15 protein-coding genes, 1 tRNA gene and 2 pseudogenes are annotated in these 21,374 nt (G+C 67.2%); 6 read left to right on the top strand and 12 right to left on the bottom strand.

Annotated features, from left to right (window positions below):
- From ABD385_RS12440 to ABD385_RS12430, 3 genes are all read left to right on the top strand, one after another.
- A partial coding sequence (locus tag ABD385_RS12440) for a glycerophosphodiester phosphodiesterase family protein (RefSeq protein WP_344575232.1) occupies window positions 1-1,437 on the top strand: 1,437 nt, incomplete at its 5' end.
- 135 nt (window positions 1,438-1,572) lie between these two features.
- Complete coding sequence (locus tag ABD385_RS12435) at window positions 1,573-5,412, top strand: polymorphic toxin-type HINT domain-containing protein (RefSeq protein WP_344575231.1); 3,840 nt, start codon at window positions 1,573-1,575, stop codon at window positions 5,410-5,412.
- Window positions 5,413-5,978: 566 nt separating this feature from the next.
- Complete coding sequence (locus ABD385_RS12430) at window positions 5,979-6,728, top strand: transposase family protein (protein ID WP_344575230.1); 750 nt, start codon at window positions 5,979-5,981, stop codon at window positions 6,726-6,728.
- On the opposite strand, the gene ABD385_RS12425 is transcribed toward ABD385_RS12430, so the two are convergent.
- Window positions 6,687-7,706: a glycoside hydrolase family 113 protein gene (locus ABD385_RS12425; RefSeq protein ID WP_344575229.1), complete on the bottom strand. Its 1,020-nt coding sequence runs from the start codon at window positions 7,704-7,706 to the stop codon at window positions 6,687-6,689. The two genes, ABD385_RS12430 and ABD385_RS12425, sit on opposite strands and share 42 nt — an antisense overlap.
- Window positions 7,707-8,090: 384 nt before the next feature.
- Here ABD385_RS12425 and ABD385_RS12420 point away from each other — a divergent pair, with 384 nt between their 5' ends.
- Window positions 8,091-8,810, top strand: coding sequence for a helix-turn-helix domain-containing protein (locus ABD385_RS12420; protein WP_344575228.1), 720 nt, complete (start codon window positions 8,091-8,093; stop codon window positions 8,808-8,810).
- A 148-nt stretch (window positions 8,811-8,958) separates the two neighbouring features.
- Here ABD385_RS12420 and ABD385_RS12415 read toward each other — a convergent pair whose 3' ends face one another.
- The 4 genes from ABD385_RS12415 to ABD385_RS12400 form a co-directional block, all read right to left on the bottom strand.
- Window positions 8,959-9,846 (bottom strand): GNAT family N-acetyltransferase, encoded by an 888-nt coding sequence (locus ABD385_RS12415; RefSeq protein ID WP_344575227.1) that lies wholly within the window; start codon window positions 9,844-9,846, stop codon window positions 8,959-8,961.
- 41 nt (window positions 9,847-9,887) lie between these two features.
- Window positions 9,888-10,724 carry an alpha/beta fold hydrolase gene (locus tag ABD385_RS12410; protein WP_344575226.1) on the bottom strand — a complete coding sequence of 279 codons (837 nt, stop codon included), beginning with the start codon at window positions 10,722-10,724 and terminating at the stop codon, window positions 9,888-9,890.
- Window positions 10,725-11,297: 573 nt separating this feature from the next.
- Window positions 11,298-11,371 (bottom strand) — tRNA-Met (locus tag ABD385_RS12405).
- An 833-nt stretch (window positions 11,372-12,204) separates the two neighbouring features.
- Window positions 12,205-13,013 (bottom strand): IS5 family transposase gene (locus tag ABD385_RS12400; RefSeq protein ID WP_344575225.1). Its coding sequence is split into 2 segments (ribosomal slippage): window positions 12,205-12,663 and window positions 12,666-13,013, totalling 807 coding nucleotides; the frame shifts between segments, so codons are not numbered across the junction.
- Window positions 13,014-13,054: 41 nt separating this feature from the next.
- Here ABD385_RS12400 and ABD385_RS12395 point away from each other — a divergent pair.
- Together ABD385_RS12395 and ABD385_RS12390 are read left to right on the top strand one after the other, a co-directional pair.
- A pseudogene (locus ABD385_RS12395) lies at window positions 13,055-13,651 on the top strand (DUF5655 domain-containing protein); the annotation flags it as partial.
- Between the two features lie 534 nt (window positions 13,652-14,185).
- Window positions 14,186-14,761, top strand: coding sequence for a hypothetical protein (locus tag ABD385_RS12390; protein ID WP_344575224.1), 576 nt, complete (start codon window positions 14,186-14,188; stop codon window positions 14,759-14,761).
- Between the two features lie 51 nt (window positions 14,762-14,812).
- Here ABD385_RS12390 and ABD385_RS12385 read toward each other — a convergent pair whose 3' ends face one another.
- From ABD385_RS12385 to ABD385_RS12355, 7 genes and pseudogenes are all read right to left on the bottom strand, one after another.
- A complete protein-coding gene (locus ABD385_RS12385) occupies window positions 14,813-15,226 on the bottom strand; it encodes a TIGR03618 family F420-dependent PPOX class oxidoreductase (RefSeq protein WP_344575223.1) in 414 nt (137 codons plus the stop codon).
- A 183-nt stretch (window positions 15,227-15,409) separates the two neighbouring features.
- Entirely contained in the window at window positions 15,410-16,114 is a 705-nt protein-coding gene (locus tag ABD385_RS12380; RefSeq protein WP_344575222.1) for an SPDY domain-containing protein, read from the bottom strand.
- 97 nt (window positions 16,115-16,211) lie between these two features.
- On the bottom strand, window positions 16,212-17,333 hold the full coding sequence (locus ABD385_RS12375; protein WP_344575221.1) for a DnaB-like helicase N-terminal domain-containing protein: 1,122 nt from the start codon (window positions 17,331-17,333) through the stop codon (window positions 16,212-16,214).
- Window positions 17,333-18,607 (bottom strand): DNA cytosine methyltransferase, encoded by a 1,275-nt coding sequence (locus ABD385_RS12370; RefSeq protein WP_344575220.1) that lies wholly within the window; start codon window positions 18,605-18,607, stop codon window positions 17,333-17,335. The genes ABD385_RS12375 and ABD385_RS12370 overlap by 1 nt, the downstream gene beginning before the upstream one ends.
- Window positions 18,604-19,464 carry an adenine nucleotide alpha hydrolase family protein gene (locus tag ABD385_RS12365; protein WP_344575219.1) on the bottom strand — a complete coding sequence of 287 codons (861 nt, stop codon included), beginning with the start codon at window positions 19,462-19,464 and terminating at the stop codon, window positions 18,604-18,606. Before ABD385_RS12365 ends, ABD385_RS12370 begins: the two co-directional genes overlap by 4 nt.
- An 89-nt stretch (window positions 19,465-19,553) precedes the next feature.
- Entirely contained in the window at window positions 19,554-20,234 is a 681-nt protein-coding gene (locus ABD385_RS12360) for a hypothetical protein (RefSeq protein WP_344575218.1), read from the bottom strand.
- Window positions 20,235-20,855: 621 nt separating this feature from the next.
- A pseudogene (locus ABD385_RS12355) lies at window positions 20,856-21,314 on the bottom strand (tryptophan synthase subunit alpha); the annotation flags it as partial.
- Window positions 21,315-21,374 lie beyond the last annotated feature (60 nt).

Raw genomic sequence — 21,374 nt, 5'->3', positions numbered from 1 at the left:
AACATGGCTGGCGTCGTCGATGACGTGCGCCTCGTCCAGTCCGCCGCCACGCCGGCCGATGCCCAGGCCCTCGCCAACGGCCAACTCCCCGCACAGCTTCAAGAACTCGCCACCTTCACCCTGGATGAAAAGTCCGGCAGCGCGCATGTCAGCGGCGGCAAGAACGCAGGCTCTGTCGCGACGTTGGCCGGAGACGGTGCCCAACTTGGTGTCGAGGGCAAGTTCGGCACCGCCCTGCACCTCAACGGCACCTCCGGGTACGCGGCGACGGCGGGGCCGGTGGTGGACACCACGAAGTCGTTCTCGGTGTCGGCTTGGGTCAAGCTCGACAACAAGGACCGCAACCACACGTTCCTGTCGCAGGCCGGTGACCGCGCCAGCGGCTTCCAGCTCTACTATTCCAAAGACCTCGACAAGTGGGTCTTCAACCGCCACGCCAGCGACACCGACACCACCGCCATCATCCGTTCCACCAGCGCCGATTCTGCGCAGGCTGGTGTGTGGACTGAGCTGACCGGTGTGTACGACGACACCGCCAAGACGATCCAGCTGTTCGTCAACGGCAAGGCCCAAACCCCCGCCGCCTTCACCACACCGTGGCAGGCACGCAGCGCCCTCCAGATCGGCCGCCTCCTCTACAAAGGCGCCTGGCAGGAACACTTCGCCGGAACCATCGACAACATCAAAATCTCTGACCGAAGTTCACCGGCCACCTGCCCTCGGAGTTACGTCGTCGGACACCGTGGTGCACCGAAGCTCGCCCCGGAAAACACCATCGCCTCGCTTCAGGCGGCGATTGACGGCGGAGCGGACTGGATCGAGACCGATGTCCAGTTCACCAAGGACGGACAGCCCGTCATCATGCACGACGCGACCGTGGACCGGATGACCAACGGCATGGGCCGCATCGACCAACTCAGCGCCGAAGAGATCTCCAAACTCACCGTCAACGGCGGGGGACATGTGCCCACCCTGGAAGAAGTGCTGACGCTGCTCAAGGGCAGGACGACCCGTCTCCTGCTGGAAATCAAGGGAACCCAGACCCCGGCGTCCGTCGACCACGCACTGAGGCTGGTCTCCGAAGCCGGACTGACCCAGCGCACGATGGCCCAATCATTCGACGAAGACGTGGTGCGCTACGCCGCCGCCTCCGGGTACAAGACCAAGATCGCATTGCTGCGGGACAACCTCGATGCGGACCCCGTGGCCACCGCCCGAAAGTTCTCGCTCAGCGCGTATGCCGTGAACTTCAAGGGGCTCTCCGTCTCGCCGGCAGCGGTCGAACAGCTCCAGTCCGCCGGAATCGAAGTCTTCGTATGGACGGTCGACCGCGACAGCGATTGGCAAGCCGCCACGACGTGGGGCGTCGACGGCATCATCACCAACCGCGCGGATGAACTCATCCAATGGCGGAACACCCGGTGCACCACCAAGTAAGCCTCGATAACCGCCACTTCGACCATGGTCTTCCAGCCGCTGCGGCTGGAATCCAGCGAGCCGCGGCTCGCATAGCGGCAAAGGAGAAAGGCATTGTCAAACAGACACAGACGGGTGCCTGGCTGGCGCGGTGTGATGGCATCGCTGATGGCCCTGGGGCTCGTCGCAGGCATGAACGTGCACGCCGTCGCGGCGGAGGAAACACCCTTCTACGACAAGGCAGACGTCCTCGAAGCATGGAAAGCAGGCGGCCCGGGAGTACGCCGGGCAGCCGAGTCCGTCCTGATCGGGCCTGACGAGGACGTGAGCACGTTCATGTCCCAGGAGCTGCCGGCCCTTGAAGAGGAGGACCTGCGTGTCCGGGTCTCCCAGATCATGGCCATGGGTGGTCCGGGGGTGGGCGATGCCGCCAACACCGCACTGGACGGCGGAGTCAAAGAGCTACAGGACTTCCTGGACACGACCTACGTCACAGCCTACGACGATGATCTGCAGGTCCGAGTCGCCCAGATCATGACAGCAGGCGGCCCTGGAGTGAAGGAAGCGGCGGGCAAGGCCCTCGATGGCTCCGCCGACGACTGGTACAAGTTCATCTCCACGGGACAGTTCAAGGCGCGTGAGGACGACAACCGGGTCCAGGTCTCACAACTGATGGTTGCGGGCGGCCCCAACGTCAAGAAGCTCGCGCAGCAGGCCCTCGATGGCTCCGCTGAGGACCTTCAAGATTTCCTGGACGACGGCTGGCAAGTGGCCGCCGCGCGAGACCAGGAGACACTCAGCGTCTCCCAACTGGCACAGCTCGCCGATAAAGCTCAGAAGCGAGCTAAGGAGCTGACCGAGAAGGCCAAGCAAGAAGCTGCCCAGGCAGAGAAGGCAACAGGCCGGGCCAAACAGGCAGCGGCAGAGGCTGCAGAGGAGGCCAAGAAAGCCGAGTCCTCGGCCGGTAAGGCAGCGGCCGCCGCTCGACAGGCAGCGGACGCGGCTGACCGTGCTGCCGAGTCAGCACGCACAGCGGTATCGGCGGCCGCGGGGGCCAACAAGGCGGCGCGGGTTGCCGCCAGCGCCGCGGCACAGGCGGCGTATGCCGCCAGCCGCGCAGGCAGTGCAGCGGCCCAGGCCAGGTCGGCCGCCGCTGCCACGGCGAGCGACGCTTCCCGTGCAAAGGAGGCACGAGAAGCTGCGGTGAAGGCGAGAGACACCGCAGCAGGTGCCAAGAAGGCGGCCGAGGCCGCTGAGCAGGCCGGAATCGCTTCCGACAACGCCGCCAAAGCGGCTGGAGCAGCCGCCAGGGCTGGTGTTAACGCGGCTGCCGCGGCTGCGTCGGCGGCCGAAGCCGGTCGATGGGCTGGCGAAGCCGGTGGCAAGGCTGCTGAGGCCCAGGCCGCGGCGGCTCGGGCCAAGCGACTCGCTGACCAGGCAACGCGCGCGGCCAACGCCGCACAGTCGAACGCCAATCGAGCAGCTGAGGCAGCCCGGCAGTCGCGCGACGCCGCCAACGATGCCGCGCAGCATGCCGAGGCTGCAGCCACTGCCGCGGACAAAGCCGCCGACGAAGCTGGCAAAGCGGTAGACGCCGCCAAGGCGTCCACCGAAGCGGCGAACGCCGCAACGATGGCCGCCGACAATGCCCAGAATGCGGCCAACCAAGCCAAGAACGTCGCCAAACTAGCCCGCGAAACCGATGCTGAGCGCCTGGCCGAGCAGGAGAACGAGAACGTCCTGGCGGCAGAGGAGGCCAAGAAGGCCGAAGAGTCCCGCAAGTCCGCCGCTCAGTGGCAGGCAGGCAAGATCCAGCAGCTCAACGCAGCGACCCTGAAGCTGCGTCAGGAAGCTGTTGATGCGGACGACCCCACGGTCACAGTTGCCAAGGGGAGACAGGTCGCGGTCAATCTGCTCTCAACCAGCGGTACCTGGGTCCGCTCCGCTGCCGAGATGGCGCTGACGGGCTCGGCGGCGGATGTTTCTGAGTTCGTGCGTGACGGGCTGACGGTGGCTTTGGAGCAGGACGACCGCGCCAGCGTGGCTCACATCGCCGCCACCGCTGACAAGCCCGCACAGCAGCAGGCCGCTCTTGCCACACTGGACAAGCCGATCGACCAGGTCCGCGAATTCCTCCGCACCCGCGCTTACCCGGGCAAGGAAGACGACGACCGCGTGACCGTTGCCCAGATCATGTCCACCGGTGGCCCAGGCGTGAAGGCCGCAGCCAACAGAGCCCTCGACGGAACCGCAGCTGACCTACACCAGTTCCTGGAAGTAGGACAGTTCACGGCCCGTGAGGATGACGACCGCGTCGCGGTCACCCAAGCCATGGCCAACGGCGACCCCGAAGTCAAAGCGGCGGCGCAAGCCGTGCTGTCCGGGCCTGCCTCTGGACTGCGGCCCTTCCTCCAGATCGGGCTGCACAGGGCACGTCAGCGCGACGCCAACGCCGCCGCCCACATCGCGGAGATCGACACCCTGGTGGCTGCTGCCGACAAATCTGCAGCGACCGCGCAGAAGGACGCCGCCGAGGCGCAACGCGTCGCCGCGTATGCACGCAAGAAGGCCGACGAAGCCGTCAAATGGGCAGACGCTGCAAAGAAATCTGCCGAGCAAGCCTCCAGCGCCGCTGAGCGCGCAAACAGCTCGGCCAACCAGGCAGAAGAATCCGCCAACCAGGCAGCAGAATCTGCAAAGAAAGCCCACAGCGCAGCCGCTGCGGCGCAGAAAGACGCAAGTGCTGCAGAGCGCTCTGCTCAGCAGGCTCAGCATTCTGCGGCCCGCGCCTCAAGCTTCTCCTCCCAGGCGGATACTTTCGCCTATCAGGCCGGGATCTCCGCAGAGGCTGCTGGTAAAGATGCTACGGAAGCCGCGAAAGCCCGAGATGACGCGAGGAAAATTGCGGCTGACAAACTGGTGGCGGAACTCAAAGCCCAGGTAGACAAAGAAATACGCGAAAGCAATAAAGATGTCTCGGATAAAGAGCGCCGAGCAGCCCTCGAGAAGCTACTGGTCGAGACTCGACTCGACCTTATGAAGAAGGGGGAACTCAAGCCAGGCGAGACGGTCCTAGCCTGCGGTATGTATGGAGCGGGGGGGATGGAGTGCATCGAGCACACCTATCTAGACCGCTTGATCGCATGGTACGTAGGCGCCGATGAAATTGAGCGGTGCCTCGACACTCCTTCGATGTCCTGCCTGCCGGACCTTGCGATGAGCGCCCTCAAGATGAAGGCGTTGAAGAAGTTTCCCAAATGCCCGACGAACAGCTTCACGCCGGGAACTCGGGTACTGATGGGGGATCGCCGAACCAAGCCAATCGAAGATGTCCGCGCCGGAGACCGAGTAGTCGCTAGCGACCCGCACACCGGACGCACGAGGATCGAAGAGGTACAGGAAACGATAGTCGGTAACGGCAAGAAGAGGCTCGTCAGGATCACCATCATCGGTGCAGGGACCAAGCCTGAGGGTGCAGTGGTCGCGACGGACCAACACCCCTTCTGGGTGACCGACGGCATTGGATCCTGGGTCGACGCGGCACAACTCAAGCCTGGGATGCACCTGCGTAACAGCGCAGGCAATCCGGTGCGGATAGCCGCCACCAGCACATGGCTCACCGCCCACCACGAGGTTCGAAACCTCACCGTTGCCGAGCTTCACACTTATTATGTGATCGCTGGCGGCACGTCGGTGCTTGTTCATAATGCAGGAAAGTTCTGCGGCGCCGATCTCCAGGCGATGGAAGAGTGGCATAAGGCCTCGTTCGAGTCGGTGGAAAAAAGCGCCATCTACCACCTCGAAGGCCATGGCAAGGGAAGAACCTTCGCCGAATACACCAAGGAAGCGAAGGATCTGTGGGATAAAACCGATCCGAAGGACCGCATTTCGTGGAAGCTGAAAGACGGCAGTATGGGGTGGAAAATCCGTGGTGATTGGCGCAGCGGTGAAGGAATATACACTAGAGACGGAAAGATCGTGACCTGGTATGACTGAAGATTCTGACTTCAGGCGAGCATTCGAGGCGTTTCGGGCTATGCCTTACCCCTCTCGCCCGCAATCAGAGGAATTTCAAGATTGGGGGTCGGAGCTGCTGTCGCTCGATTCGCACGTCGCGGGATACGCAACTCGTGTCCATGATGGCAATATGGTCGCTTCGGATATTCCGAATCTCAAGGAGCTCGTCTGTGAGGTCAGGGACCTCCAAAGTTCACTAGCTTCAGTCCCTGTCCTGACTAGTCGAGATTCTCGCCTCAGGGGGGCGTACCAGCTTTATGTGGAAACATTGGAGAGTATGATGCGAGAGCTCCTTCGGCTAGCCACCGATTAATTGCCCAGCGCGCCAGTATTCGGCACGTGTTTATGCTGCCGTAGCAGTGTCATGTGGTCGGTGTCTTGGTGTTAGCCAACCCAGTGGGTGGCTGCAGGAACCTGCGGCCACCCACTGAGCGTTTTCAGCATGGCCACTGATCGGGTGACGCTGGTGGTGTGCGCAACGTACGAGGCTCCCGTGCCGTTGAGGGAGGTGTTCGAAGTCTCAACGCACAGGCACAGGAGCCGCGTTGGTTCCATATTCTGCCGCACTCGACCTGCCGCACGCCCTGGTCGAGTGGGTCACGATGCTCATCGTCACCCGCGACGGTGACCGCCGCTGCAAGCTTCCGCCGCATCAGCGTGCCCTGGTCGCTCTCGTGTACTTGCGCCGGCACGACACGCTCGCGCAGATCGCCGCCGGCTTCGGTATCTCCGTCGGTACCGCACATGCCTACACGGCTGCGGTGGTCGGCCTGCTAGCCGACCGTGCGCCGGGCCTGCTGCGCGCGCTGCGCGAAACCGACCCCGACTACGTGCTGCTGGACGGCACCCTCGCGGAGTGCGACCGGGTCGGTGACAGCCGCGCCGACTACTCCCACAAACATCGTCGGCACGGAGTGAACGTGCAGGTGGTGACCGACTCCGCAGGACGGCTGCTGTGGATCTCGCCCGCCCTGCCGGGCCGTGCCCACGACCTGACGGCCGCCCGCGCCCACCGGATCATCCGGATCTGCGAACGTCAGGGCGTCCCGGTGCTGGCCGATCGCGCCTGCATGGGGGCTGGCTCGTGGGTGACGACACCCTTCAGACGCCCGCCGGGCCGCGAGCTCACACCGACCCAGCAAACCGTCAACCGCGCGCTGTCTGCGGCACGGGTACCGGTCGAGCGCGGCGTCGGACGCTTGAAGGCATGGGGAATCTTCCGCCGCTCACGCTGCAGCCCGAATCGCATGTCGTCAATGGCCAAGGCTGTCCTCACCTTGGAGCGGCAACGCTGACGTTGCTGTTTGGTATGCCTCAGCCATGGCGTGGAAGGAACGCTTCGGTGCCAGGCTGCCGTCGGGCATGACCTTGCACACTCCGTAGGAGGCCATGTCGAGGTCGAAGCGCGGATCCTCGTGGTGGGGATATGTGTAGCTGGCGAAGGTGAACCAGAAGGCGGTGTCCACGCCTTCCTCGTGGAAGACGTCCAATTGTTGGCGCAGGTAGCGGGCCTGTTCGTCTTCGTCGCGGATGTAGTCGCCGTTGATGCGGGGTGGGTCCGCATCGTGGTCGACGATGGCCCAGCCGATGCCTCCGCGGGCGGCGGCGCCTCGGTAGGTGCAGCTGCCGAATTCGGTCGCCGCGAGCGGCTTGCCGTGCCGGAGATACTCGCGCAGGCCCTGACGGAAGGCGTCACTGGCATCGCCGTAGGCGTCGGCACTGACGATGTCGAAGGGCGCCCAGTCGATCTGTTCCCACGTTCCGGAGGCGTAGGTGATCTTGCCGCGGAACCGTGAGCGGACCGTCGCCGCGATGTCGGACAGCAAGGAGTTCAGGCGGGCAGGAACCTCGGCGAGGGCGGCCAGTGTCGTCTCGTCGGGATCGCCGCTGATCAGGGCTTCGATTCTGGCGAGGCTGTCGTCTCCGGGGAGAATGTCGGCGGCGAACAGGCTCAACTCGCAGCCGGCGACGAAAACGTCCGCGCCCACCTCTTCGGCGCGATCGGCGCAGTCGGCGAAGTAGGGCAGCAGCTCCTCGGCGGACAGTTCGCAAGGGAACGGGGAGAACCAGACCTCCAGCCCGGCGTCGGCGGCGTGCCGGGCCGCGAGGGCCAGTCGCCCAGGGTCGTCACCGGTGATCCGTACGGCGTCGCAGTGCAGGTCGTCCGCGATCATGCGGATCTCGCGTTGTACCGCGTCGGCGTCGAAGACAGGCCGAGAGCTCTTTCCGCCCGGCGTGAAGCCGGTGTCGTAGGTGATGCCTTTGGCTCGCATGGATGCTCCTGACAATCGATCGACATCTGTTGCTGCGTCTCACCGGGCGCTGATCCGGGTCGGTTCGGCGGGCGGATCGCATGGACGGCTCAGGGCGCGTCCGGTGGGCAGCTCGACGGCGGTCTCAGCCACGCTGTCACCTGGTTCCTCCCTGGGAGATCGCCTCACACCCGTGCTCGGCGATCGGAGTCGAACGTTAGGTACGAGCCGAAAGGCCGGTCAACGACGATCTCCTGTGAAGCGTGCTGTTTGTGCTGGTCAGGCATGCAACTGGCGATTGCAATGACAGTGAGGGTCAATGCACGCCGAGCGAGGGGATGTTGCAACGATCGGCGACCAGTGCACACTGGGGCCGAAACGCCCCCATCAGAGGAACCGAACCGGATGCCAGGACGCAGGCTGACCAGAGCCGAGCGGCAGCAGATCGCCGCCGGGTTGGCACAGCGCCTGAATTACGCCGACATCGCCAGGCGCCTGGACCGTCCCACCTCGACGGTGAGCCGCGAGGTCGCGCGCAACGGCGGACCCGCTCGCTACCGCGCGGAACTGGCACAGCTCGCGACCACCCACCGAGCCCGACGCAGGCCGCAGCCGCGAACCATCGAGCGCCTCGGCCCCGACCCCGACGCAACGGCTGCGTTCGTCACCGACCTCACCGCGGCACTCGTCGAAACCGGCCTCCCGCGCACCGCCGCCCGCGTGATGGCCTGCCTGTTCGCCTCCGAGACCGGCAGCCGCACCGCCATCGAGATGGCGCAGCACCTGCACGTCAGCGCCGCGACCATCTCGCAGGCGGTCCATCTGCTGGAACGGCAGGGTCTCATCCGCCGCGGCCGCGACGACCGGAGCCGCCGCCACCGGTATTTCCTCGACGACAACGCGGGCTTGCGGACCGTCGTGGCCAGCGTCGCCGCCAACCAGCGGCTCGCCGCCACCACGCTGCGCGGCGCCGAAGTCCTCGGAGCCCAGACCGCTGCCGGAGCCCGGCTGGCCCTGGCAGGCCGATTTCTCGAACGCCTCGGCGACGACCTCATCCGCTCCGCTCAAAAGCACTGGCGTGACATGGTTGGTGACGGGGTCGAGGAGCACACACCGACGGATTAGCACGCGACCTCACTTACCCAGCGATGACCAGGCGGCCGAGAAGCCCAGGGCTTATGACCGCGGCCATCCTCACCCCGGAGGGTCAACGCTGAAAAGGCTTACTGATCGCATTCGAAGCGCTTGGCTTGCCCATCGAGCCTCCGTCGAGCTAACAGGGCCCACGCAGGACTTGCGTCGGGTACTCGAAGTCGTGCACCGCAAAGTCGGTGACCGGGCGGTACCCCAGCCGCTGATAGAGGCCGTTGCTGGTGGGGTTAGTCAGGTCCGCGAACAGCAGGACATGCGCCGCGCCCGTGGCCAGCGCAGCCTGGCTCACCTCGACCGTTGCAGCGCCCGCGTAACCGCGACCGCGCAGGTGGGCTGGAGTATAGACGGGGGCCACCCGGATCTGGCCGGCAACCATCGGACCCACGCCCGCCATGGAAACGGGGATGCCGTCTGGGGTCTCCCAGAACGTGACACGGCTGTAGGCAATGCGCGCGTCGGCCCAGGAGCCGGCGTCCGCGGAGGCGAACTCCCCGATGGCGGCAGCAAACTCGCGGTACCAGAGCATGAGTTGCTCGCGATCCCGCTCGCCCGCGACTCGAGCTCGGCCCTCCGGGAGCGGCTCCGGTGGCGTGAGCGTACCGAGGCGGTACAGGCGCTGCCGCGCGTGGAGCGTCGGCGTTGCGCCCGAGTGCCGCTGCCAGGCCTCGGCGAAGGCGGTGGCGGTGCCGTGGTCCGCGCTGACACCGGGCAGGGGGCGGCCCAGGCCGGCAAGGTGAGCGGCGAGGGTGTCGGCTTCCTCGGGGGTGAGGAGGGTGAGGTGCAGGCGGTGGGGCGGGGTGCGGACGAAGGCCGCGCGGACCTCGCCCGCGCCCTCCAGCCAGCCGAACGTGGGGGCTTCGGTGCCGTACGCGTCCAACCCGCGTGTTCGAAGTGTCTCGGTTACCGTCAGCGGGAGGGTGTGAAGGACCGGGCGCGAGTGTAGGAAGTCTCCGGCTCGGGCGAGAAAGCAGTCGAGGTCTTCGGTGAGGTGCCAGTCATCCGGGCGCATGCCTCATGATCCCTTAGCTCGACCTGCCGCGACGTCAAATATCAGGCACGCCCGCACAGTCCAGTGATCGCGGTCGCAAGGGCTACCGGCCGCGACAGGAACGGCGAGTGGGAGCTATCGAGTTCAACGACCGTGGTCGGCGCGTTGGACACGGCGTCGATCTCGCGTACGAAGCGACGTTGCAGGGCTACCGGGATCGTGTTGTCCTTCGTGCAGACCACATAGGTGTGGGGCATAGTGCCGTACCGGCCGGCCGTCACGGGAAATGTTTCGGTGGGAATGCCGAGCGGGCTGTCGGCGCTGAGCAGGCTGATCGCCGCTGTCGCCGTCGCCTCGTCCACGTCGCCGTAGAACGTCTCGCGGATCGCGGCGTGACCGTCGCGGTCGTCGGGGTCGATGCGCACCGCCCCAACACCGGCCGGGTCAGCCCTCAGCAGGCGCAGCACCAACTCGCCCTGATTCTCCGGGACCCAGCTATAAGCCACGGACGGCAGACCAGCGACGGGGGCGAGCGCGGCCACGTACACAAGATGAGCAAACAGCTCCGGGGCCAGCTCGGCGGCGGCGGTGGCGACGGTGCCGCCCTGGCTGTGCGCCACCACGATGCAGGGTTCGCCGCTGCCGATCGTCCTGATCTGTTCGACGAGCATCGCTGCGGCCGAGGACGCCGTGACGGCGGCGACGGCGGACGGCTCCACGGCGAAGGCGGCGGGATCGAACGGACGGTTCCACCGGGTGCTGGGTTGCCTGCCGTTCAGTCCGTGCCCTTCGAGGTCGACGGCCACGGACGCAACGCCGCGTGCGGCGAGTTGTTCGGTCACGCGGCTCCAGCACCAGCTTCCGTGCCAGAAGCCGTGGACGAGAACAACCTTGCGCATCGCTGCCTCCTCTTGCCGTCGGCCACACGGGCGGCAGCCCTTCGGCAACGTTAGGAAAACGGGTGGGCCCGCGCACGGACACTTTCGATAGCTCGCATGGGGGATGCGCCGCCGTCCTCGCTTCGTGTCCAGGCCGGCCGTTGCGCAAACAGGCACGTGAGACGGCCCTGCCGCCCACGGCTGTGCCCGTCGCACTCGCAGGCGAGTCGCCTGTGCCCCTACAACGAGAGGAGGGGCGGGCCCAGCCGTTCTCGACCTCGGCCAGGAAATGTCTCTCCCCTTTCTGACCAGCCGCGAGGCCACGCAGGCGGTGGGAGGATGTTCCGGGTGACCACCTTCCCGTCCCCGACGCCCGCGACCGCGCTCGCAGGCGCGGCGTCAGCTAGGCGACGCCCGGTTCTCCATGTCCGCCGTCATCGGGATCGCCCCGGCCCTCGCCGTGCCATGCTTCGGAGAAATCGCCGGCTGAGGAGCACGCTCCGCTGCCTACTGCAACTCTGCTGTCGCAGCATCTCGATCGAGGACGCGAACAGTGAAGGCCCGGTGATATTCCACCGGGCCTTCACTGATGAGTAGCGGGGACAGGATTTGAACCCGCGACCTCTGGGCTATGAGCCCAGCGAGCTACCGAGCTGCTCCACCCCGCGACGACATACCGAACGCTACGGCACCTACCCGGATCGGCCGAATCGCCATACATCCCGCCCGCCGGCGCCGGTGGGACCATCCACGGGCGCCGGGCGCGACCGGGATAGGACCGCGCCCGTACCGTATGGACATGACGGCGACGCCAGGGCCGTAGGGGGGCGGATAACTGTGAAGTGGGCTCACCAGCATGAGGAGATCTTCGCCCCACGGTCACCATCCAGCTGATCACCGACAGTTGAATAGACGAGCCCACCAGTATCACGACCGTTCCTGGCCGACGAGCAGCACGTCGAGCCGTAACGCGCGAGGCGCCGTGGACGCGCAGCAGGGACAAGGTCGTGGTGCTCACGGGTGTGGAGCCCGCCCGCGCCATCTTAAGAGGTTGTTTCACTTGGTGTGCTGTCAGTAGCGGATGAGCCTGCGACTATGCCGGGAAGTGTTCAACCGCCGGCCGTAGTGAAGGCGCCTGGCATCGCTCGGTGCAGTGACTGCTCCGCACGGAGTAGCGAGTCAGCAGCACAGCGTGGACGGCTGCGGTCAGCCGGGGCATAGTGAGGGCGACGTTCCCCCTCGTACTCCGACTGTTCGCAGCACGCCTACGGAATGAAGGTTCACATGAGTGATGCAATAGCCTGCACGGCCTGCGGCTCAGCTGCGCCACAGGAGGAGCTGGTTCCCTACGCGCGAATGTTTCGCAACTCGCAGTTGGTAGCGTCCCGTTCGGGCGACCAAGCACAGCGGCGGCACGAGCAGGTGTATCGCGTAGTAGCAAAGCGATGCGCCAACTGCGGGCTGTTGCAGTGGTACGCGCCAGCTGAGTAAAGAAGTCACTTCAGCCGGTGAGTCGGCGGTAGCCGATAAGGGCTGCCGCTATGCCGACGAAAGCCAGGAAGTGCTCGGCCTTGCGCTCGTAGCGGCGGTGCAGACGTCGGCACCCGGCCAACCAGGACACGGTTCGCTCGACGACCCAACGGTGGCGGCCCAGTCGTGTGGAGGACTCGATGCCCTTGCGTGCGATGCGATGGCGTATGCCGCGTTCGCGGAGCCATCTGCGCAGGTGGTCGTAGTCGTAACCCTTGTCGGCGTGGAGTTTGGTCGGGCGCCGACGGCGTGGGCCGCGCCGGGAACGGATCGGTGGGATGCCGCGGACCAGTGGTTCCAGGCCCTGGCTGTCGTGCACGTTTGCACCGGAGATGCCAAGCGACAGCGGCACTCCGTTCCGGTCCGTGATCAGGTGGATTTTCGATCCGTTCTTGCCGCGGTCGGTCGGATTCGGTCCCGTCAGTGGCCCCCTTTTGCAGCCCGGAGGCTGACGGAGTCGATCGCGCACCGCGACCAGTCCAGCTCACCGCGGGCGCCGAGTTCGTCGAGGACGACGCGGTGGAGCCGGGCCCAGACCCGAGCCCGACCCCACTGGGCGAAGCGTCGATAGACCGTCTGCCAGCACGGCCCGAAAACGGGTGGGAGCTGCCGCCACGTGCAGCCCGAGGTGGCCACGAACACGATCGCCGCCAGGGCCTCACGATCACCAGCCCGACGCCGGCCCCCGCCCTGCGGACGCTTCACCTCCGTCGGCGGCACCACTCGTCGGAACAACACCCACAACTCGTCCGGCGCCAGCCGCTCAACCAGATCCGTCATGCACGGTTCAACGAACGATCACGCCATCAGAAACGGCGTCTAAGGACGCCTTCCGGAACCTGGTCCGCGACCGGCTCGGGGCCCCGGCCGCGTCCCAGATTCTGTGGAGCGCACCCCGGCTCATCTGCATCGCTGGCGACTTCACCCGCTACGACGCTCACGCCGTTCGCGAGCACCGGCGCAGCATCGACCTGGTTCGCTACCGCTTCTTCGGCAACGACCACATCGGCCTTGAGACCGTAGCCTCCGTCACCGGGCGCCCGGTCGCCAAGCGGGCTCGCCGTCGCGCGGCCGGGCTGCCGCCTGCTCGCAGGCAGGGCACAGCTCTGGTGGAGCTTGCCGAGGCGGCCGACGAGATGCTGCTCGGCCTCGGGGACGGCATCACCCGTGTCCAGCGCAAGCAGTATGCGGCCTACCAGCGGCTGCGGAACTTCGCGTGCGTCTGTCCCCCGCAGCAGACCAAACTCCTCGTCTACCTCAAGGCCGACCCGAAGACGGTCGACCTCATCCCCGGCTTCACCCGGAACGTGACAGGGCTCGGCCACCACGGCACCGGCAACTTGGAGGTGCAACTGCGCACTGCGCGGGACCTGGAGCGCGCCCAGGACCTGTTCCGCCTCAGCTACGCCGCGGCATGACGGCGGATGGTTACGCCGAGCGGGAGCGTCCTTTGGCAAGTGATGTTGCGTTGCAGGGGCCTTTCGACAGCGGGGCAGTTGTTGGCGGTGGACTATCCATGATGCGTGGGATCGCCGGTTTGGCTAACCGGCGATCCCACGCTACGGTGCGCCCCCGCGCGAGCCGGGACGAAGGGCAGCGGTGGCTGCAGTAGCAGACTGGATGCCGCCTCCTCTTCGCGGTGGCTGGTTCTCGTTGGAGTTGGCCAGCGTGGAGCGTTACTGGCTGCGCACTTGTCGCTGCGATGAGTAGGGTGCTGTCGGTGATTTCCAAGGGACGGCATCAGGACGGGGATGTTGCGGCGGCCCTTGACCGGGCCAGGAGAGCCGGCTGCCAGGTGGTGCCGGACAAGAACGGGCACCGGTGGGGTTGGGTGGTGTGCTGCACGTGCGGAGCGCGCCACATCGTCTCGGGCACTCCGAAGAATCCCGGCAATGAGGCCAAGCGCGTTGACCGCTTCGTCAAGGACCACCAGCACTGAAAGGGCAGCCGCCGTGTCCGACTGGAGCTTCACCCTCCTGATCAATCAGCCCCTCACCCCCGAGCAGGCCGACGCCTTCGACCACTGCGATGCCTTCGCCGACGGCTCGGTCTCCTACACCCTCGGCCCCGACAACCCCGAGGCATACCCGCACAGCCCGAGTGCCGAGGCGTTGAGGCAGCTGTCGTGCGACATCGAAGCCCCCACGCTGCTGGACGCCATCGCACAGGTGGCACGGGACGTCCGACTCATCCCGGGCCTGCGGGCCGTGGGCGTGCGCTACGACGACACGGTGACCCTGGAAGAAGCCGCACAACGCTGCGGGCGCAGCCATCACGAACTTGTCGAACTTGCCAAGAGCCAGCGGAGAACCGCCGACGGGTTCCCGCAGCCAGAGTCCGGGAGCGACGGCACGGAGTTCTACTCCTGGCGCAAGATCGCCGCGTCCCTGGCGCGCCTGGGCGACGCTCGTACCGAGGCGCCGCGCGACCTCGTCATCGCCGATCGCGCGCTGCGTCTTGCCGAGGCGCTCGAAGGCGCAGACGTGTTGCCAGGCACGTTGCATTCCCTAGGGCTGCCGCTCGCCTGACACCTACCCGCATGACGGATGCGGGTGCGTACGGTCGATAGTGCGGGCGGGCTACCAGCCGGCTGGCTTGGCGGTCCCCATGGCGCGGGTGACGGTGATCTCGATGACGACGCGCTGAGGGTTGGGGCGAGGGGTCTTGTAGCGCTCGGCGTAGCGACGTTCGGCGTCAGCGACGGACTCGGGGTCGTCCTTGACGGCGGCAGTGCCCTCCAGCGTGCACCAGCGTCGGCCCTCGGCCTGACTGACGGCGACGACGGTACCAGGAGCGGCCGCTCGGAGGTTGCGGACCTTCTTGCTGCTGGCGCTGCTGATGACCCGGGCGATGCGGGTTTCGGGGTCGTAGGTGACGCCCACGGGCACGAGGTGAGGGGTGCCGTCGGGCCGAGGCGTGGACAGGAAGCAGATTCGACGCTCCGTCCAGAAGGTATCGGCCGGTGTCGTCTGCGTGCTGTTCTCAGTGGTCACGGCAAATCATTACATCTCCTATTCGGCACTTTCCTGCAGCATTCGACGACGAGTTTCAGGACGGTTTCGCGGACACCTCGGGGCAACTGAATGCACACCAATCGCGGTGCTGTTGTTCGACGTCATGCAGCCGAAGCTGGGGCTGACGGTGAACTGCTGGTGGTTGCGTTCCGTTGCTGGAGGTCAGAAGGGGCGGCTGTTGGTGCGCTTAACTGCGGGTGCCGGGGGCACGGGCGGGGACGCGGTGTGGTGATGGGCGGGTGGGCTTAGGTCGGCCGTCGGACGGGTGATGGCCCCCTGGGCGAGAGTTTCGGCGAGGTCGGCCAGCAGAGTGCTGGGGGTGTGCGTCGACGCTGCGATTTCCCAGGTGGGGTGGTCGATGGCGGGGCCGGCCCACAGGAGCCATGTGGGTAGAGCGCCATTAGGGCGTTGGGCGGCGAAGGCGTCGAATTGGATGCCGGCGTCGCCGTTGGGTGAGGTCCAGTGGATCCAGCGGCCTGCGATGGTGTGCTTCCAACCGGCGTCGGTGGCCGGCTGGGTGGCAGCGATGACGGACGCCTCGTCGAGGAACTGACCGACCGAGGTATCCCATCCGGTGCCGTCGGCGAGGTTGGTCAGCAGGTCCTGTAGCACGGGGCTGGGCGTGGCGCCGGTCGCGGTCAGGTGCCAGATCCGGTCCGAGACGGGTGTCTCGTAGGCGGCGACGGTCCAGGCGGTCTCTCGGGCGGGTGCCGAGTGGTCGCGTTCGATGCGCAGGGTCTGGGATTCGTGGGTGGCGTAGGTGAGGTCCTCGGACCAGGGCCGCCACATGTGCCAGTCGTCGTGCGTGTCGAGGAAGTGGTCGAGCAGGGCGTCGTGGTCGGCGGCATCTACGGGCACGTCCTCCATCTCGGCACGGTCAGTGGACGGTTCGGGTGGTGTCACGACGGATTCTCGCTTCTGCTGGAAGCTGGACGTTTGGGCCTGGCAACCGGCGGGTTCAAGGTCAGCGGGAGACGCGGGAAGGGCTCGGGGCGGTGGTCCATGGCGGGCCAGCTCGCGGGCGAACCGGGGACTTGGGTGCGGGGCGAGGGGGCGTCGGTGAGGGGGAGGTGGCCTGGTGCCAGCGGGCACGTACGGCGTTCAGGCCGGCGAGGGCGCGACGGCTGCCGAGGAGAAGCTGCTGCGGGGTGGTCGCCGGGTCGTCGGTGAGATCCTCGATCTGGCGCGCGACGTGCTGCGCGGTGGCCAGCAGAGACCGGTGGAGAATCCGCTCACCCCAGTAGTGCGGCTCGCCGGCGGCCGGTGCCCCGAGCACCTGCAGAAGACGCTCCGGGTCGGTGCCGGGGACGAGGAGACCACGGTGCTGGGCCTCCCACAGGATGGTGACCGGGTCGACCGCGGCGCGGCGCCGGGCCAGAGCACACGCTGCCTGCCACACCCCGCCGTTGAGCGGGTGAACGAAGTCCCCTTCGGCCAGCCACCGCAGCTGCTCGATGACGACCGGCTGCGCGGTCACGGCGGCGAGCAGCGACCGCTCCTCGTCGGCTGCTCCCTCCGCGTCGCGCGCTGGGGGCGGGTTCGGTGCTGACGTGCGTGGCAGGGAGGCAGGACCTGAAGGGAACGTCGTGGCGAGGCGGTCGACGACGTCGGTGAGGGCGTCGGCGGCGGCGAGGGTGATGAGGGCCGGCTGTGGGTGGGAGAGGTCGCGGGCGGCCTGGGCGAGGCGTTGGGCATCTGCGCGCAGGGTCCGGCGGGCGTGCTCGGCTGCGACTATCCGCGCGTAGGCAGAGGCGTGCTGGGGGCGGGGGCATCCCTGGATCAGTGTGTGGAGGAAGGAGGCTGACAGCCCACGGACCTGCTCCTGCGCAGCGGCGAGGACCTGGTCCAACCACGCGGTGGTTCGCGCGTGTTCGGCGGCGTCGGGAGCCGGCAGGATGCGGATCGCGGCGAAGAGGGCGCTGTGTGTGGCGGTGGAGAACGAGTCCGGCTCGATCCCGGCCAAGTCGGCCAGACGCTGCGGTTCGAGGAGGAGCGCACCCAGGAGAGCCTGCTCGGCGTAGAACACCGGTCGTGACATGGTGAGGCGGTCGAGGCCCTCCTCGTGGGGTTCGGGAGTGTGGGGCATCAGGCAGCCAGGGTGAAGTCGTCGGGATGGAGCGACAAGCGCAGGTGCGGTGCGAGAAGGTGGGCGGCGAGCCGGGGCGGGACCGCGTCGCCGATCTGGCTGAACTGTTCGCCCTTGGTGCCTCGCCAGGGGTAGTCAGCCGGGAAGGTCTGCAAGATGCCAGCCTCGCGGGCGGTGATGCGGATTGGCTCCGGAACTACTTCGGACTCGGAACCCCACGGTGGCGCGGCGGGCTCGGCGACCCAGGTGCACTCGTTCGCCCGGTGCCCGAAGAACAACGTCCCCGCCGGCTCATCGGCCGATCGGACGGTGGCGTTGGACTGGTTGTTGCTGCGCAACGACCACTTCCACGGATGGACTTTGCTGGTGAGCGTGGGGGCTGGCAGGTGGGCCGGATCAGCGGCCCGGGAGCCACACCGTGCGGTCCAGTCTGCGCATCGGGTCTGTGGTTCGAGCAGCGTGTGGGCACCGTCGTGCTGAGAAATCCAGGTGCCGCGGTCGCGAGCAGCAGCGAGGGACTGACGAGCGCCGGAAGGGAAGGGCTCGGGCCCGCCGCCCGGGCCACCGCCCGCGCAGAGGGTGGGCACGGGCCGGTCGGTGGCGCCCCAGCCCAGAGCCTCGGCCATACCGACCCACCGAACGCGGCCGGGACCGAACAGCGACTCCGGCTCGGCGATCTTGGCATGCGTCGGCGACGGCGGATAGGCGGTTCGCACCCGGGATCCGAGCAGGATCGCCCGCCGGCGCGTCTGCGGCACGCCGTAGTCAGCGGCGTTGAGGATCCCGCACCACACCGAGAACCCCCAGGTTCGCAGGATGGCTGCGTACTGGCGCCACAGGGGCAGGACGTCGGGCACTTCCTCCATGACGACCCATTCCGGTTCGCCGACCGAGTGCAGCGCGTGCAGGTATCGCATCGGTTCGGCCGCGAGCAGGGAGCGCGCGTCGCGGCAGGCGACAAGGAGGTGGTGGCGGGTGTCGCGGCCGTGGGCGAGGTCGTCGACTGCCTGGTGCACCAACGGCTGGTCGAGGAGCCCGAGCCGTTTGCCGGCCATCGACCATGCCTGGCACGGGGGACTGGCGATCAACCCGTGCGTGCGCCCGACCCACGGCCACGTCGGATACCCCGCCACATCGGTACGGACCGTCAACTGCCCAGAGGCCGAACGCGTCTTGCACGCAGCCGCATCCCATTCCAGACCTACATCCCGTACCCCGAGCACGGCCAGCGCGTGACTCCATCCGCCGGGCCCGGCGAAGAGGTCCAAGATCAAGCGGCCAGCCCGAAGTCGCCCTGCGCCGCCTCGACTTCGCCGCGACACGCCCACGGCGAGCAGCCGTTGAGCACACCCAGTTCCGCGTCCTGCTCGTCTGCCAGCTCGTCCTGGAGGGCGGCTTGCTCGGCGGCGGTGACGTGATCGATCGGCGCCTGGTCCAGCGGTATGCGAGAGCGGTGCAGGTATGCCTCGCCCAGGAGCATGTTGCCTTCGGCGTTGGCGCGGGCGTTGCCCTTGCGGATGGCGGCGTCGAATTCGACGACGTCGCGCCATTCCACGGCGCTGGTGTCGCGGATATGGCGCCACTGCGCATTACCGTGGAACGGGCATCCGAGACATGAGGACTTCGGTGTGTCGGCGAGCCCGAGTGACGTCAGGTAGCGGACGCAGTCGGCGCGCGACCAGTCCAAATCGATCAGGGGGTGGCGGTTGCGCATGTACTTGACGTCGGAGTCCTTCGCGCGGTGGAATTCATCCGTGGAAATACCTACCCACTGTTCGACGAAGACGTCCTTGGGTATGCGCTGCGGGTAGGGATATTCGAGAAGTTCCCGCACCTTCTTCTTTATTGGCTTGATTTTGTATTCGCCGGTGCATTGTCGCCGAGTCATGCCCTCTTTGCCATCCGGGTTGCGGATGTAGAGGGGCATGGACGCGAAGCGCCGCTCGGGGTTCAGGGCGTCGTTGCGGATGTTGCCTGCGGAGACGCGGAGGATGGGGATGCCGGCGGGGGCGGCGACTTCGCGTTCGAGGCGGTCGAGGTGGGCGTACACGGTGCGGGGCTCCCAGCCGGTGTCGGCGAAGATCGCGTAATCGACCTTGGGGAGAACGCCGTTGGCGGACAGGGCGAGCATGGCGCTCGACTGGACGCCGGCACCCAGGGAGATGGAACGGAAGGTGGGGGCTGCGGTGGTGGAAATCGCGTGGTCCTTGTGCGGGGAGGCTATCGGGTTCGGGAATGGTTGGCCGTGTGCGCAGGCCGCGCTGGGAGGGCGGTTGCGGGTGCGGTGCGGCGCGGGTGGGCGAGGACCGCGGTCAGCGCGCCGTAGCCGTCGCCTTTGAGGTGAACGCGCTGTTCGTGCAAGATCACCGGCTCGCGTGTGACGAGTCCGCGTGCTTCCAGAGACCGGATCGTGGCGATCGTCAGGCGGGTGCCGTTTTGGCTCGTGTGGGCCTTGTCGTTGAGACTGTCGACGCTCACGTGCCCCAGCCCGGTGAGGATCAACGCGGCCTGCTGAGCGGCCGAAAGCGACGAGGGCTGTGCGGGCAGGAGCCGCTGGCGGTGGAACTCGCCACCAACCAGCGCGGAGGTGTTCACGCAGTCCTGCGCCCCGTGGGCGGTCAGCTGGCGCACCAGTTCCAAACGGCGCCCGGTCTCCCACAGAGCGTGGTGGGGCGCCGGTGCGTCGGCCTGTTCGGCGCGGTCACGGGCGACGGAAAGGAGATCGTGGGCGTCGAGGAGATGGTCGGCGGCGCCGAGAGCGAGGTGTGCGAGCTGCTTGAGGCGATCCGACGCCATGCGGATGTCGTGACTTCGGTACACCCCTCGCATGGAGTTGAGGTGGTGTGCGACGGTGAATGCAGTGCGAGCCAGACGTTGGGTATGGGGGATGTGAGCACTCACCGCAGCGATGGTGTCGATGCTGCCGCAGTCGAGGACGCGCAGGGCGTCACCATGGCGGGTGAAGTCTGCACCCAGGGCCAGCAGCTGCTCGGGGATGTTGAGTTGATCTGTGATGGGCGCGTCTCCAAGGGGGGTGAGGTCACCGGCGGCGGGCGGTAACGGCCGTGGTTGCCGGGGTGACTGTCCGTGCGAACTGCTGCGGCTTTCGCGGGCGCTGGTGCAAGCGCGCTCGCCTGGGCGTACTGCTGGGCGACGCGCTCCAGCAGGGCGGCGGCTGCTTGCCGGAGCTGGTGCGGGGGCGGGCCGAGGGTGACGACCGGAGTTCCGGCGGCGCTCCTGCTACGGCTCAGGCCGTCGAAGGACTGGGCCATGGCGGTTCCCAGGGCGGCAGCGGCCTCCTGGGCGTACTTCGACGCCCGAGCAAGGCACCCGAGAGCTGCGAGCCCGTCTTCAGTCCGAGAGGCGCCGGCACGGGTCACGGCCAGGAGATCGGCCAGGGCAGTGTGGGAGAGGGCTTGCGCCCTGATGATCCGCTGGGCGAGGACGTCCATCGGGACCGGCCCGGAAGCGCGAAGTTGGGTGCTGAGCGCGGTGGCGTGGGCCGCGCGCTGGCCGTAGTCCTCAGCCACGGTTCACCTGGCGTGCGGCGAGGGCATCGTCGAACTCGGCCACCAGTCGCGGGGCGTTGTGCGGCGCGTTGGCCAGCGCGTGAACGATGGGGGTGCCGATGATCACGGCGTCCACCAGCGGGGCGACCAACGCGGCTTTGGCAGGGGTGGACACCCCGATGACGGAGACGATCGGGAGCGTGCTGCCCGCGCGGAGCCGTTCGACTTCCTGGGCCAGGGCTGGGGTGTCGAGCGGGCCGTGGTAACCGGTGGGGCCGGTGCTGGCCGGTGCGTAGAGCCAGCCGGACGCCGCGGCGGCCACCTCACCCAGCCTCTCCCTGGACACCTGGCGAGGGACGAGGGCGGGAGCGAGCAGGCCGACCGAGCCGGTGACCTGCTGCCACGCTGCGGACTGGTCGAAGGGAAGGTCGGGAACCATCACTCCGCACGCCCCGGCCGCGCCGAGTTGACCCGCGAACCGGGCCGAGCGCCGGGGCGAGAGGCTCCGGCCATGGCGAGATGCCGTCCGTCA

This window comes from Streptomyces lunalinharesii (assembly GCF_039532155.1).
GTDB classification, from domain to species: Bacteria; Actinomycetota; Actinomycetes; order Streptomycetales; family Streptomycetaceae; genus Streptomyces; species Streptomyces lunalinharesii.
Note: the sequence above shows the minus strand (reverse complement) of the source record. Positions and strands in the feature narration are given on the sequence as shown.

Excerpts from the sequence above, each read along its gene's own strand:
- ABD385_RS12435 (WP_344575231.1), top strand. The coding sequence starts at position 1,573 with ATGGCATCGCTGATGGCCCTGGGGCTCGTCGCAGGCATGAACGTGCAC.
- ABD385_RS12425 (WP_344575229.1), bottom strand. The coding sequence starts at position 7,706 with ATGCGAGCCAAAGGCATCACCTACGACACCGGCTTCACGCCGGGCGGA.
- ABD385_RS12420 (WP_344575228.1), top strand. The coding sequence starts at position 8,091 with ATGCCAGGACGCAGGCTGACCAGAGCCGAGCGGCAGCAGATCGCCGCC.
- ABD385_RS12415 (WP_344575227.1), bottom strand. The coding sequence starts at position 9,846 with ATGCGCCCGGATGACTGGCACCTCACCGAAGACCTCGACTGCTTTCTC.
- ABD385_RS12410 (WP_344575226.1), bottom strand. The coding sequence starts at position 10,724 with ATGCGCAAGGTTGTTCTCGTCCACGGCTTCTGGCACGGAAGCTGGTGC.
- ABD385_RS12380 (WP_344575222.1), bottom strand. The coding sequence starts at position 16,114 with ATGGAGGACGTGCCCGTAGATGCCGCCGACCACGACGCCCTGCTCGAC.
- ABD385_RS12375 (WP_344575221.1), bottom strand. The coding sequence starts at position 17,333 with ATGCCCCACACTCCCGAACCCCACGAGGAGGGCCTCGACCGCCTCACC.
- ABD385_RS12365 (WP_344575219.1), bottom strand. The coding sequence starts at position 19,464 with ATGCTCGCCCTGTCCGCCAACGGCGTTCTCCCCAAGGTCGATTACGCG.